At 67.8% G+C, this 12,936-nt stretch carries 12 protein-coding genes; 8 read left to right on the top strand and 4 right to left on the bottom strand.

Annotated elements, in window-relative coordinates; all coding sequences use genetic code 11:
* Positions 1–34: 34 nt before the first annotated feature.
* From ACSQ3Q_RS17715 to ACSQ3Q_RS17730, 4 genes are all read left to right on the top strand, one after another.
* Positions 35–394: a hypothetical protein gene (locus tag ACSQ3Q_RS17715; protein WP_436135642.1), complete on the top strand. Its 360-nt coding sequence runs from the start codon at positions 35–37 to the stop codon at positions 392–394.
* Positions 395–527: 133 nt separating this feature from the next.
* Positions 528–1,478, top strand: a complete 951-nt coding sequence (locus ACSQ3Q_RS17720) for a homoserine kinase (protein ID WP_436135643.1) — start codon at positions 528–530, stop codon at positions 1,476–1,478.
* A gap of 235 nt (positions 1,479–1,713) precedes the next feature.
* The gene (locus tag ACSQ3Q_RS17725) at positions 1,714–2,562 is read left to right on the top strand and encodes a BPSS1780 family membrane protein (protein ID WP_436135644.1); all 849 of its coding nucleotides are present in this window, start codon (positions 1,714–1,716) and stop codon (positions 2,560–2,562) included.
* Positions 2,513–3,373, top strand: a complete 861-nt coding sequence (locus ACSQ3Q_RS17730; RefSeq protein ID WP_436135645.1) for an iron dicitrate transport regulator FecR — start codon at positions 2,513–2,515, stop codon at positions 3,371–3,373. The genes ACSQ3Q_RS17725 and ACSQ3Q_RS17730 overlap by 50 nt, the downstream gene beginning before the upstream one ends.
* A gap of 103 nt (positions 3,374–3,476) precedes the next feature.
* Here ACSQ3Q_RS17730 and ACSQ3Q_RS17735 read toward each other — a convergent pair whose 3' ends face one another.
* On the bottom strand, positions 3,477–5,708 hold the full coding sequence (locus tag ACSQ3Q_RS17735; RefSeq protein WP_436135646.1) for a PhoX family protein: 2,232 nt from the start codon (positions 5,706–5,708) through the stop codon (positions 3,477–3,479).
* Between the two features lie 312 nt (positions 5,709–6,020).
* Between ACSQ3Q_RS17735 and ACSQ3Q_RS17740 the strand changes: the two genes are divergently transcribed.
* The 4 genes from ACSQ3Q_RS17740 to ACSQ3Q_RS17755 are packed head-to-tail and all read left to right on the top strand — an operon-like array spanning position 6,021 to position 11,026.
* Positions 6,021–7,241, top strand: coding sequence for an imelysin family protein (locus ACSQ3Q_RS17740; protein ID WP_436135647.1), 1,221 nt, complete (start codon positions 6,021–6,023; stop codon positions 7,239–7,241).
* A 2-nt stretch (positions 7,242–7,243) separates the two neighbouring features.
* Positions 7,244–8,725: a di-heme oxidoredictase family protein gene (locus ACSQ3Q_RS17745; RefSeq protein WP_436137030.1), complete on the top strand. Its 1,482-nt coding sequence runs from the start codon at positions 7,244–7,246 to the stop codon at positions 8,723–8,725.
* Entirely contained in the window at positions 8,722–9,894 is a 1,173-nt protein-coding gene (locus ACSQ3Q_RS17750) for an imelysin family protein (protein WP_436135648.1), read from the top strand. The genes ACSQ3Q_RS17745 and ACSQ3Q_RS17750 overlap by 4 nt, the downstream gene beginning before the upstream one ends.
* Positions 9,878–11,026 (top strand): DUF1513 domain-containing protein, encoded by a 1,149-nt coding sequence (locus tag ACSQ3Q_RS17755; protein WP_436135649.1) that lies wholly within the window; start codon positions 9,878–9,880, stop codon positions 11,024–11,026. The genes ACSQ3Q_RS17750 and ACSQ3Q_RS17755 overlap by 17 nt, the downstream gene beginning before the upstream one ends.
* 93 nt (positions 11,027–11,119) lie before the next feature.
* Here the strand turns inward: ACSQ3Q_RS17755 and ACSQ3Q_RS17760 are convergent, their stop codons facing one another.
* From ACSQ3Q_RS17760 to ACSQ3Q_RS17770, 3 genes are read right to left on the bottom strand one after another with little or no spacing between them, the layout of a single operon-like run.
* Entirely contained in the window at positions 11,120–11,374 is a 255-nt protein-coding gene (locus ACSQ3Q_RS17760) for a zinc ribbon domain-containing protein (RefSeq protein ID WP_436135650.1), read from the bottom strand.
* A gap of 3 nt (positions 11,375–11,377) precedes the next feature.
* Complete coding sequence (locus tag ACSQ3Q_RS17765; protein WP_436135651.1) at positions 11,378–12,112, bottom strand: OmpA family protein; 735 nt, start codon at positions 12,110–12,112, stop codon at positions 11,378–11,380.
* The gene (locus ACSQ3Q_RS17770; protein ID WP_436135652.1) at positions 12,112–12,723 is read right to left on the bottom strand and encodes a hypothetical protein; all 612 of its coding nucleotides are present in this window, start codon (positions 12,721–12,723) and stop codon (positions 12,112–12,114) included. The genes ACSQ3Q_RS17765 and ACSQ3Q_RS17770 overlap by 1 nt, the downstream gene beginning before the upstream one ends.
* Positions 12,724–12,936 lie beyond the last annotated feature (213 nt).

Genomic DNA, 12,936 nt, shown 5'->3' on the forward strand with positions numbered 1-12,936 from the left:
GGCCCGTGGCGGCCGGCGCTCTACAATCCCGCCCATGCGCGCTGTTCACCTCCTTTTGCTGCTGGCCATGGCCTCCGGCTCCGTCCTGGCCCAAAATTCAAGTCCAAATGCCCCCCAGGGCACAGCTGACAAGCGCGAGGCGCTATCAGAACCAGAGCAAACGGGTGGCCGCGGCAACCAGCGCACCGAGCGCATCCGCATCGAAGACGAAGGCAGCCGTGTGGACGAATTGCGCGTCGGTGGCCAGACCCAGACGATTTCTGTGCAGCCCAAGACCACCAACCTGCCCGGCTACGAAGTGCAGTCACCCGACGGCGCACGCAGCCGTGCCGGCAGCAACAGCGGCGCAGAGACGACCACCGCCCCGCGCGTGTGGAACGTGCTCAAGTTCTGAAGCGTTAGGCGGCGCGCGTACGCACCGCAGCATCCCAGCCGCTTTCGGGGCGCCCTCGCCCTCGCACGCCGCCCCTATCAGTCCTCCCCCGTCAGTCCTTCACCCCAACCGCACCCTGTTGCACCCCTGAGCGATGGCCGTTTTTACTGAAGTCTCCAACACCGAGGCGCAAGAGCTGCTGCGCCGTTTGCAACTGGGTGAACTGGTGGAGCTGCGCGGCATCGAGGGCGGCATCGAGAACACCAACTACTTCCTCACCAGCGACCAGGGCCAGTTCGTGCTGACGCTGTTCGAGCGCCTCACCGCCGAGCAGTTGCCGTTCTACCTGCACCTGATGAAGCACCTGGCGCACGGTGGCGTGCCCGTGCCCGACCCGCATGCCGACCGCGACGGCGACATCCTGCTGTCGGTGTGCGGCAAGCCCGCCGCGGTGGTCAACAAGCTGCGCGGCAAAAGCCAGCTGGCGCCACAGGGCGTGCACTGCGCGGCCGTGGGCACGATGCTGGCGCGCATGCACCTGGCCGGGCGCAACTTTGATCGCCACCAGCCCAACCTGCGCGGCCTGCCCTGGTGGAACGAAACCGTGCCCGTGGTGCTGCCACACATCGGCCCTGAGCAGGCAGCGCTGCTGCGCTCGGAGCTGGCCTACCAGAACCACGTGGCCGCCAGTGCTGCCTATGCGGCCCTGCCAAGCGGCCCGGTGCACGCCGACCTGTTTCGCGACAACGTGATGTTCGAGGGCGAGGAGCTCACGGGCTTCTTCGACTTCTACTTTGCCGGTGTGGACACCTGGTTGTTTGACCTGGCTGTGTGCCTGAACGACTGGTGCATCGACCTGCCCACGGGCCGCCACGACGCCGAGCGCGCCAAGCGCATGCTCGACGCCTACCAGGCCGTGCGCCCGCTCTCCGCGGCCGAGCGCGAGCTGCTGCCCGCCATGGCGCGCGCGGGGGCGCTGCGGTTCTGGATCTCGCGGCTGTGGGACTTCTACCTGCCGCGCGAGGCCTCGATGCTCACGCCCCACGACCCGACGCACTTCGAGCGCGTGCTGCAAAACCGGATCGCGCGGCCTCTGCACCCTTGAGCCGACGTTGGCCCACGTGCGCGCACCGGTCACCGCACGCTGCACGAACCGAACAAACCGCACCAAGCCAGATTTCGGACTTCTGCCCCGCTGACCCGGACACCCTGCGCGGCGTCGGAAAAGCCGTGCTGGAGTAAATTCAGCGCTATTCCCAACCGCCACCGCCTTGCCTGCAGCGCGCCCTAGCCGGCACCTGGGCCCGGGCGCAGCCACCTTTTTCTTCCCGATTGCATTCATGAAACTCCACATCGTTCCCGCCCGCACCGGCATGGCCTGGGTCAAGCTCGGGATCCGCGCGTTCTGGCGGCAGCCGATGGCGCTGGCGGCGCTGTTCTTCATGACGATGGCGTCCATGTCGCTGGCCACGCTGATTCCGCTGGTGGGCCCGGCCATTGCACTGGTGCTGCTGCCGTCGGCCACGCTGGCGATGATGGTGGCGGCGGCTGAGGCCACGCAGGGGCGCTTCCCCACGCCGGCCGTGCTGCTGGTGGCTTTTCGCACGGGGCGACAGCGGCTGCGCGACATGCTGACGCTGGGCGCGCTGTACGCCGTGGGTTTCCTGGGCGTGATGGCCCTGTCGGCCCTGCTGGATGACGGGCAGTTTGCCAAGGTGTACCTGGGTGGCGCGCCGCTGAGCAAGGAGCTGGCGGAGGACGCATCGTTCCAGAGCGCCATGTGGCTGGCGATGGCGCTGTACCTGCCGCTGTCGCTGCTGTTCTGGCACGCACCGGGGCTGGTGCACTGGCATGGCGTGCCGCCCGTCAAGGCGCTGTTCTTCAGTATCGTGGCCTGCATACGCAACTTTGGCGCCTTCTTTGTCTACGGCCTGGGTTGGCTTTTTGTCTTCTTGCTGGGTGGTGTGGTGGTGACCCTGGTGACCGCGCTGCTGGCCGTGCTGGGCTTGGCGGGTGCGGCGTCGGGCGGCATCATGGTGGGCGGCGCGATGATGCTTGCGGCCATGTTCTTCACGTCCGTGGTGTTCACCTTCCGCGACTGCTTCGAGCCGCCCTACCACCCCGCCAACGAGGCGCCCCATGACGACGCACCGCCCCCACCACCCGCTTCAACTCCTGGGCCGCTCTGAAGACGAGCTGCTCTGGCACCGGCGCCGCAGCCTGCTGCAGGCGGCGGCGGTGTGGGTTGCAGCTGGCGGCTGGGCGGGCGCCCAGGCCCAATCGCGCAGCAGCATCGTGGAGCTGCGCGGCGACGTGCGGCGCAATGGCGAGGCGCTGACGCCGCAGCACAGCATTGCGGCCGGCGACCGCATCGAGACCGGGCCTGCTTCGACCGTGGTGTTTGCGGTGGGCGACGGCGCCTTCATGGTGCGACAGAACTCGCACGTGTCGCTCGAGGGTGACACGCCCGCCGCCGTCAAGGTGTTGCGCCTGATCAGCGGCGCGGTGGCCAGCGTGTGGGGCCGGGGCGCAGACCGGAAGGTCATCCTGCCCACAGCCACCGCCGGCATCCGCGGCACGGGCGTGTACGCAGAGGTGTTTGCGGACCAGGGCAACCGCGGCTATTTTTGCAATTGCTACGGCACCGTGGACCTGGCGACGGGCACGGAGAGCGTGGTCAGCGAGGCGTCGTACCACCAGTCGTTCTGGGTCGAAAACGCACCCCGCAACGGCCGGCTGCTCACGCCAGCGGGCGCCATCAACCACACCGATGAGGAGATGGAGTTCCTCGCCAGCCTGATCGGCCAGCGCACGGCATGGCAGATCGCCGGGCGCAAGGGGACCAAGGACGGCAGCGGGCAGATGGGCTACCCGGCCGCGCCCGGGGGCAGCACACCAGCCGCGCCGCCTGCGCCCGCATCGCCTCCGCCTGAAGTTCCCGCTGCGCCCGCTCCGGTGCCTCGCGCCCGGCCGCCTTCGCCCTACGGCTCTGACTACTAGGCTCTGAAGCAAAAAAAGCCGACCTACAGGCCGGCTTTCGAGAGCATCGCGAGAGACAACGAGGATGGGCAAGCCCCTCACGCTGTCCTCAAGAATTCCCTTTTTAAGTACCGATGTTGCCGCCGTCGTTCTTGGTGATGACGATGGTGGCCGAGCGGGGACGCTTTCCTGCGCCATAGCCCGCGTTGGCAGGCCACTGGCTCTGGAACTTGGCAGCATCGGCCAGATTGGCCATGCCCGTGCCTTCACCCGGGTGCTGGATGTTCACGAAGATGGTCTTGCCGTCCGGCGTTTCGGCCAGGCCCGTGATCTCGGAACCCTTGGGGCCGACCAGGAAGCGCTTGAGCGTGTCCGGCGTGGCGGCCTTGCCCACCGGCGTGACGATGTCGAACTTGCTGCCGTCGGTCTTGGTGTAGGTCAGCGTCTTCTTGCTGCCATCGCCCACTTGACCAGGCACGGCCGCCAGCATCATGCAGTTGCTGGCATCGGTGTAGGCGCCGTCATCGGTCTGGATCCAGCAGATGCCCGTGGCCTTGCTGAAGGCCAGGCCGTCGGGGCTGGAGAAGTCCTGTTCGTCCGTCAGGGCCGAGATGTTGATCAGCGTCTTGTCGGCGCTGGCTTCGGCGCCAAACAGGTACACGTCCCAAGTGAAGGCCGAGACGGATGCGCCTTCCTTCAGGCGCACCATGTGGCCGTTGGGGTTGCCGTCCTGTTTGGTCGTGCCCTTCATGTCGGTGTAGGCACGGGGGTTGGCCGCGTCGGGCAGGTACTGGCCGCTGGCTGGGTTGGCGCTGCGGGCGCTGTTGTTGGTCAGCGTGAAGTAGACCTCGCCGTTGGCGGGGTTCACGGCGTTCCACTCGGGGCGGTCCATCTTGGTGGCACCCACGGCGTCGGCGGCCAGGCGGGTGTTGATGACGATGTCGGCCGCGTCGGCAAACTTGTACGTGGCATAGCCGCTGATGGCGGTGTTGGTGAGCGACAGCTCCACCCAGCTGCCCGTGCCGTCGGCGTTGAACTTGGCAGCGTACAGCTTGCCGCTGTCCAGGTACTTGTCGCCAATGGCCAGGCGGTCATTGGCGTTGGCGTCGGCCGGGTTCCACGTGGCGGTGGACACGAACTTGTAGATGTATTCGCCGCGCGAATCGTCACCCATGTAGATGGACAGCGGCTGGCCGGCCACTACCTTGCCGAACGCTGCGCTCTCGTGCGCGAAGCGGCCGAGGCCCGTGCGCTTCTTGGCCATGCGGGTCTTGTCGTAGGCGTCGATCTCGACGATGTAGCCCATGCCGTTCATCTCGTTGCGGTAATCGTCCGTGCCGTCCACCGAGGTGCCGGTCTTGCTGTTGTTCCAGCGCTGGTACTTGTCGTCGGCGCCGCCGGTTTCCCAGCCGTGGCGCGATGCGGCGCCTTGGTTGCGGCCATAGCGCTTGAGGGACGTCACGCTCTTGTCGTTGCCGCGTGCGGCATCGTCTGCGGCGCCGCGCGTGAAGTAGCCAAACCAGTTTTCTTCGCCGGTCAGGAAGGTGCCCCACGGCGTCTTGCCCGTGCCGCAGTTGTTCAGCGTGCCACGCGTGGTGGTGCCGGTGGGCGAGAACTTGGTGAACAGCTGCGCGTTGCCACGGGCCGGGCCCGAGATCTCGATGGGGCTGAGTGCGGTCAGACGGAAGTTGAGCGCCGAGTTTTGCGCATAGGCCCACTTGCCGCCGGACTTGGCCACTTCGATCACGGCGATGCCGTGCACGTCGGTTTCCTTGTCGACTTCGGCAGCCGGACGGGGCAGCGTGGTGGCCCCGCCATTGGCGTGCAGGAAGTACGAGGACAGCTTCTCGTCGGTGGTGGCTTCGTGGTTGATGGCCAGCAGACCGCGGTCGGTGGCGTTGTCGTTGCGCTTGGCGTCGGCACCCAGGCCGAACCATTCCATGCCGTCGTGGTGGTCGCCGGCGCGCTTGTCAAAGTCACCGTCGGTGCCGTCGTTCTTGTAAGCAGGCACGCCTGCGGCGATGGGGTCGCCCAGCGCAAACAACACACTGGCGGTGTAGCCGGCGGGGATCACCACGCTGTCGGCCAGGCTCTTGGGCACGGCGCCAAAACCCAGCAGCCTGGGGCCGGCAGGTGGAGGGGTAGGCGTCACGGCGGGGTCGTCACTGCCACCGCAGGCGCTCACGCCAAAACCGGCCAATGCGGCCGTACCCACCGAACCCACGCTGCCACGCAGCAGGCCACGGCGCGACAGGCGAGCGCCCAGCACCGCGTCAAACGTGGGGTTGGCGGAGGTGTTGGCGTTTTCGTTGTTGAAGTCAATGGCCTGCTCGGGCGCATCCACACGGTGGGTCATGGGGTCTTCCTCGGGGGTGTTGGTTACAAAGCCTGTGGAGCGTAGAAACACTGGATGACATCGACGTGAAGCTTTTGCGTCGGTTTGGTGACAGGGGTTCTCGACCCACTCCTGAGGGCATCATCAAATAAGAATCACTCCCATTTGTATAATCCGGCTTGCTCCCGCCAACCCAGCCAGCTGCCCGCGTCTACCGATGCGCGACCCCGTCCTCAGCCAGTGCGGCCCTGCGTTTAACCACCCCCTTGTTTGCGATGCGCGCACGGCCGTTGCCGCCTAGCGCCACTGCGTGACTCCACGGAAGACCCCTGCATGACCTTTCCTGCCCTGAAGACGTCCCTGCTGGCGGCGGCCTTGTCCGCCTGTGTGTTCAATACGGGGGTGGCTGCGCAGACCGGTACCGCCGCCACTGCAGCAACACAGACCCAACCAGCCCCTCAGCAGGCCGCAACGGCTCAAGCTGTGGCTGCCCACTACGCCGTGCTGGTGCACGCCAACTACGCCGACACGTTGGCAAGCGCCCAGGCGCTGCGCGAATCCGTGGCGGCCTTCACCGCCAAGCCTTCGGCCGACACGCTGGCCGACGCCCGCAAGAAGTGGCTGGCCGCGCGCGAGTTCTATGGCCAGACAGAGGCCTTCCGCTTCTACGGCGGGCCCATCGACAACGACAACGGGCCTGAGGGCCGCATCAATGCCTGGCCCATGGACGAATCGTTTGTGGACAGCGTGCAAGGCAAGCCCAATGCAGGGCTGGTGAACAACCGCAAGTTCGCCATCAACAAGAAGACCCTGTCCGCGCAGAACGAGCGCGGCGGCGAGGAGAACATCGCCACCGGCTGGCACGCCATCGAGTTCTTCCTGTGGGGCCAGGACCTGTCCGAGACGGGCCCGGGCAATCGCAATTTCGAGGACTTCGTGGACGGCAAGGCCCCCAACGCCGGCCGCCGCCGCCAGTACCTGAACGTGGTCACCGAGCTGCTCATCGACGACCTCACATCCCTGGTGAAGGCCTGGGCGCCGGATGCCAAAAACAACTACCGCAGCAAGTTTGTGAAGGGCGGCCAGGAATCCGTGCGCAAGATGCTGGTGGGCCTGGGCTCGCTCTCGCGCGGCGAGCTGGCCGGCGAACGCCTGGAAGTGGCCCTGAACAGCCAGGACCAGGAAGACGAGCACTCGTGCTTTTCGGACAACACCCACCGCGACGCGGTGACCAATGCCAAGGGCATCCAGAACGTGTGGCTGGGCGAGTACCAGCGCGCCGACGGCAGCGTGGTCAAAGGCGCCTCGCTGCGCGACCTGGTGGCCGCCAAGGACGCGGCGCTGGCCGACAAGACCACGAAGCAGATCGCGGCCTCGGTGGGTGCCGCTGAGGGCATCCAGGCACCGTTTGACCGCGAGATCATCGGCGGCAAGGACGCCCCGGGCCGCCAGCGCATCCAGAAGACCATCGACAGCCTCACGCAGCAAAGCAAAGACCTGGTGGCCGCAGCCAACGCGATCGGCATCACCAAACTGACCCTGGTCCAGCCTTGAGCATGCAGCTTTCGCAAGCCATTGGTCGCCAGCGCGCCCTGCGCCTGGCGGCAGCCAGCATCGGCATCGTCGCCCTGGGCGGCATGGGCTACACCGCGTTGACGGCAGCGCCCCAGCCCGACCCGCTGGGCGAAAAAACCGGCGGCGAAACCACGGTGTTCGCCACCGGGCGCAACGCCTTCTCGTTCCCGGCCGCCAACCTGTCCGATGAGGAGCGCACGCGCTTCGTCATTGGCAACTCGTTCTTCCGGCGCAACTGGGTGGAGGCGCCCGCGTCGACCAAGGCGCGCGACGGGCTGGGCCCGCACTTCATCGCGCGTTCGTGCGGCGGCTGCCACGTGCAGGACGGCCGGGGCGAGCCACCGGCCATCTTCAACCGCCTGGGCGAAACGAAGGACCCCACGGTGGCCTTGCTGATCCGCCTGTCCATCCCCGGCACCGACGTGCGCGGCGGGCCGGTGCACGACCCGGTGTACGGCGACCAGTTCAACAACGCGGCCATCCAGGGCGTCAAGCCAGAAGGCCGCGTGACCCTGCGCTACGACACCATCAAAGGCAAGTTCGCCGACGGCACGCCCTACACGCTGCAAAAGCCCACGTACGGTTTTGCCGACCTGGGCTACGGTCCCCTGCACAAGGACGTGATGACGAGCCCGCGCATCGCGCCGCAGATCATCGGCGTGGGCCTGCTCGAAGCGATTGCCGAGGCGGACATCCTGGCCAACGCCGCAGACCAGGCCGCTGCCCCCGGCCCCATCAAGGGTGTGCCCAACAAGGTGTGGGACGGCCCTGCACGCCGCCTGATGGTCGGCCGCTTCGGCTGGAAGGCCAACGTGGCCACCATTGCACACCAGACGGGCGGTGCCTTCCTGGGCGACATGGGCATCACCTCGCGCCACTTCGCGCAAGAGGCCTGCACACCCACGCAGAAGGACTGCCTGGCCGCCCCCAGCGGCAAGAGCGGTGGCGAGCAGGGCCAGCCCGGCGTCGAGATCGACGACAAGACCCTGGCCGACGTGATCTTCTACCAGGCCACGCTGGCCCCGCCCGCGCGCCGCAACATCAACGCTACGCAGGTGCTGCGCGGCCAGGCGCTGTTCTCGCAGGCCCAGTGCGCTACCTGCCACCGCCCGAGCTACGTCACCAAGGAAGGTCCCTTCCCCCATCTGACCAGCAAGGCACTGAACGGCCAGCGCATTGCGCCCTATACCGACCTGCTGCTGCACGACATGGGCGAGCGCCTGGCCGACGGCCGGCCCGACTTCGGCGCCAACGGCCGACAGTGGAAGACTCCTGCGCTGTGGGGCACGGGCCTGATCAAGGACGTCAACGGCCACACCCGCCTGCTGCACGACGGCCGCGCGCGCGGTGTGCTCGAAGCGGTGCTGTGGCATGGCGGCGAGGCCGAAGAGGCCAAGGACCAGGTGCTCAAGATGAAGAAGGCCGACCGGGACGCGCTCGTGAAATTTGTGGAGTCGTTATGACAGATCACCCCCACACTCCGCCGCTGCGCGGGTCGCTGCCCCCCAAGGGGGCCGCTGTTCACCTTCTCACAGCCGCCTTGCTGCTGGCCACCCTGGCCCCACTCGCAGCGCAGGCACAGTCTGCCGCTCCCACTGCAACCACCGTCCCACCATGGCAGCGCAACGCCGTGCCCTTCTACGACACGGTGCATGCCCTGCAAGGCATCTACGGCCACTGGGCCTTGCCGCGTTCACAGGACTTTGACCGCGATGCCCGCGCCCTGGTGCCCGCCGTGGCGGCGCTGTGCCAGGCCCCGGCGGCAGACGGCAAGGCGGCGCTCGAATCCGCACGCACTGCCTGGCAGGCCACGGCCCGCGCGTGGGAGCAGCTCGCCGCCGTGTCTGTGGGCCCCGTCATCGCACGCCGCAGCCAGCGCGCCATCGACTTCACACCCACACGCCCCGCGCTGATCGAAAAAGCCATCGGCACGCAGCCCCAGGGCGCCAAGGCCTTCGAGCGCATCGGCACGCCCGCCAAGGGCCTGCCCGCGCTGGAATGGCTGCTGTGGACACGCCCGGCCCAGCCCGGCAGCCCCGCCTGCAGCTACGCGCACGAAGTGGCCCAGGACGTGGCGCGTGAATCGGCCGCACTGGCCAAGGCCTATGCCGACGCAGCCACCACCGACTGGGGCGCCGAGGACGAGCAGGAGGCGTCCACTGCGGCCATCAGCGAATTCGTGAACCAGTGGGTGGGCGGCATCGAACGCCTGCGCTGGGCGCAGATGGACAAGCCCCTGCGCGCCGCGGGATCGGGATCCGGCACCCGCACGCCCGACTACCCCCGCACCGCCAGCGGCACCACACTGGCGGCCTGGGCCGCGACCTGGGGTGGCCTGCGCAGCCTGACCACCCTGCCCGCCAGCGCCGACATGCCTGCCGCCGGCGAAGCCCTGGTGCCGCTGGAGATGTACCTGCGCGGCAAGGGCCTGAACCCGCTGGCCGACAAGCTGCGCCAGGCCACCGACAAGGTCGACGTGTCGATGGCCCAGGTGCAGAAGTCCGGCTTGCAGAACAAGGCGGCCATCCAGCAGATGGCCAAGGATCTGACGGCGCTGAAGTTTCTGGCCGAGTCCGAAGTGGCGCCGGCGCTGCAGGTGAGCATCGGTTTCTCGGATGCAGACGGTGACTGATCTTCTGCACCGCCGCCGTGCGCTGGCCCTGCTCGGGGGCCTGGGCGCCTGCGTGATTGCGCCCAGTGCCGCCTTCGCCAAAGCCGGTGATCGCGTGCAGCTGGCGGCCGCGTGGGAGCGCCAGGGCAGCTTTTACATCGGCCTGCTGTCCACACGGGAAGGCGCTGGGCAGGCGCTGCAGATCCACGCCGCGCTGGAAGTCCCCACACGCGCCCACGGCCTGTGCGTGCTGGCCGACGGCTCCGTGCTGGCCACCGCCCGCCGGCCCGGTGACTGGCTCGTGCGCTGGCATCCGGGACAGGGGGCGGAGCCGCAGTGGCTCTGGCAGGACGGTGAACGGTCGTTCAACGGCCACGTGCTGGCCAGCGCGGACGGGGGTCAGCTCTACACCACCGAAACCGACGCAGAGACCGGTGCGAGCTCTATCGTGGTGCGCGACGCCCGCACCCTCGCGAAGACCGCCGAATGGCCCACCCTCGGCATCGACGCGCATGAATTGGTCTGGGACACGCAGGTCGGCAGAAACCAAAGCGGCGGCGCCCCCACCTTGATCGTCGCCAACGGCGGCGTGCCCACCGCGCCCGAAACCGGCCGCGTCAAGCGCAATCTGGACACCATGGACTCATCGCTCGTGCGGCTCGATGCCCGCACGGGCCGGCCGCTGGGCCAATGGCGTCTGCAGGACCCGCGCCTGAGCCTGCGCCACCTGGCCTGGAGCCCTGATGGAACCACGCTCGGCATCGCGCTGCAGGCCGAGCACGACGACACTGCCGCCAAGGACACCGCCCCCGTGCTGGCTCTGTTCGACGGCACGGCGCTGCGCGTGGTGGCCGCGCCCCAGCCCACCGCGCAGAGCCTTCGCGGCTACGGCGGCAGCATCGCCGCGACACCCACAGGCTGGGCCGTGAGCTGCCCACGCGCCCACGGCATTGCCACGTTTTCGTTGCAGGGCGCGTGGCAGGGCTTGGTGCCACTGCCTGAGGTGTGCGCGCTGGCGATGCGCGGCGGTGCGCTGTGGGCAGGCGGGTTGGCGTCCAGCCTGCAGGATGTGCAGGCGCGGGCCCCGTGGAACCACCCGCATGGTCAGGCCCTGCACGGTGCGCGGCTGGACAACCACTGGGTGGTGGCCTGAATTTCAGTAAAAACAGCCTCTAGCGCTTGATAGATAAGCGCCAAAAGCTATTAAAACAATAGCAAATGCACTTGTATGTTCCAGTGCCCGCGGTCACCGCCCCGTGAACATGAAATACGCCAGTACACACACCGCCAGCGCCACGATCAATTTGGCAATCCACGGGGTGACCAGCCACGCGCCCAGCACCACCGCGACGCGCCCCCACAGGTGCGGCGACTGCAGCGCGTTGGGCTGTTGCGCAGCAGGCGGGGCATTCTTGGCTTGTATCGGGTAGCCGCACGCCGGGCAGGCAGGCGCCTGGGATGACACCTCACGACTGCATTCGGGGCAACGGATGAGCGCCATGGTTTACCTGCCCTCCTTCGTCGGCACGCCGATCAGGATCTGCACACGCCGATTGAGCTGCCGACCCTGCGGATCGTCGCGTCCATCTGGCGTGGTGTTCGGCGCTATCGGGTCCCGCTTGCCTCGCCCCTCCACACGCGCCTGGCGTTGGGTCTGGCGCTGCAGTGCGCGCGCCACGGCCTCGGCACGGCGGAGCGACAACGCGTCGTTGTAGGCGTCGGTGCCCTTGCCGTCCGTGTGGCCCAGCACTGAGAGCGGGGCGGTGGCGTAGCTCTTGATGAGCTCAGCCGCCTTGTCGAGCGACGGCGCAGCGTCGGCACGTAGCTCGGCCTTGTCGAAGTCAAACAACACGTCCGCCGGCAGGTCGATGGAGATCGCCTGCTGGGGCGTCGGCCGGGCCTTGAGTTCGACCAGCAACGCACGTGTCTGCTCCAAACGCTCCTTGGGTACCTCGGCCTCGCGCAGGATGGTTTGTGGCCCGGCACTGCGCTGCAGCGTGGTGTCTTGGGTGCGGCTGACCAAACCGCCGGCAGGCTCCTGCTTGCGCAATGTGGTGGCTGGCGCACCCGACGCGGGCACGAGGCGGGTGGGCACATCAGCCAGTGCCCGGCCGCTGCGCACCACCTCTTGCGCCGCCACAGGCAACGCCCATGCCAGCACCACGAGCGCTAAGGACACCCCGGCCTGCCTGAGCGTGCCGGCGCGCGCCGGGCGGCCCGTCTGCGTTCGACGCCGCATCAGCCGCCTTGCAAGGGCAGGTCGACCACCAGCCCCGGCGCGACGATGTTGTCGCCTTGGTTGCCGTCGTTGAACACGAGCTTGAGCTTGCGCGCCGAGGGCGCGACCGCGCCCATGAAGACCAGCTGGCCGTCCAGCGTCTCGCCTTCGCGGATGGTGATGTCGCGGTTGTTGTCGGGCCGCTTGATGTGCAGGCGCGCACCGCTCTCGTCCTGCAGGTAGGTGTCGGCCAGGGCCAGCATGGTCGTGTCGGTGATGCGGTTGGCAAACGAGATGCTCACATCAAGCACGGTGGCGTCGGCGCCAATCTCAACCGCCTTGATGCGCACCGTGACGCCTGCAGCGGCCACGCCCTGGACGGACAGGGGCACGCGCTTGGGGGCTGCTGCGGTGGGAGGTGCCGCTGCCAGCGGGGGTGCCGGCTGCGCTGCAGCTGGGGGTGTTGTTGTTGCGGCCGGGCTGGCGGCGGGTGCAGCGCTGGCCGGCGGGGCGGCGGGCGCGTCAGGCGTGCGCTCTTTGCACGCGGCCAGCATCAGGGCGGCGGTGGCGACGGCCATGGCCAGGGCTGCGCCCTTGCGCGGCGGTGGCCATCCAGAGTTCGAAAAAATCATGTGTCTGATGCTCCTCGTGCGATAGGGGTGGTCGGTTCAGTGGTCCATGAACTACGAGCGGTGGATTGTTGCGGCGCACGGCTATTGCTGCGTAAAAAGATGTAGATCGGTCACACGCGCCACTCAGAGCTCGCGTTCGGCCACATGCGCTAAACCTGTTGGGGTCATACCCCCATGCATAAATGCCAAGACGAGTTTTGCCGAACGAACAGT

Source organism: Acidovorax sp. LjRoot129 (assembly GCF_964253765.1).
GTDB lineage: Bacteria > Pseudomonadota > Gammaproteobacteria > Burkholderiales > Burkholderiaceae_C > Acidovorax.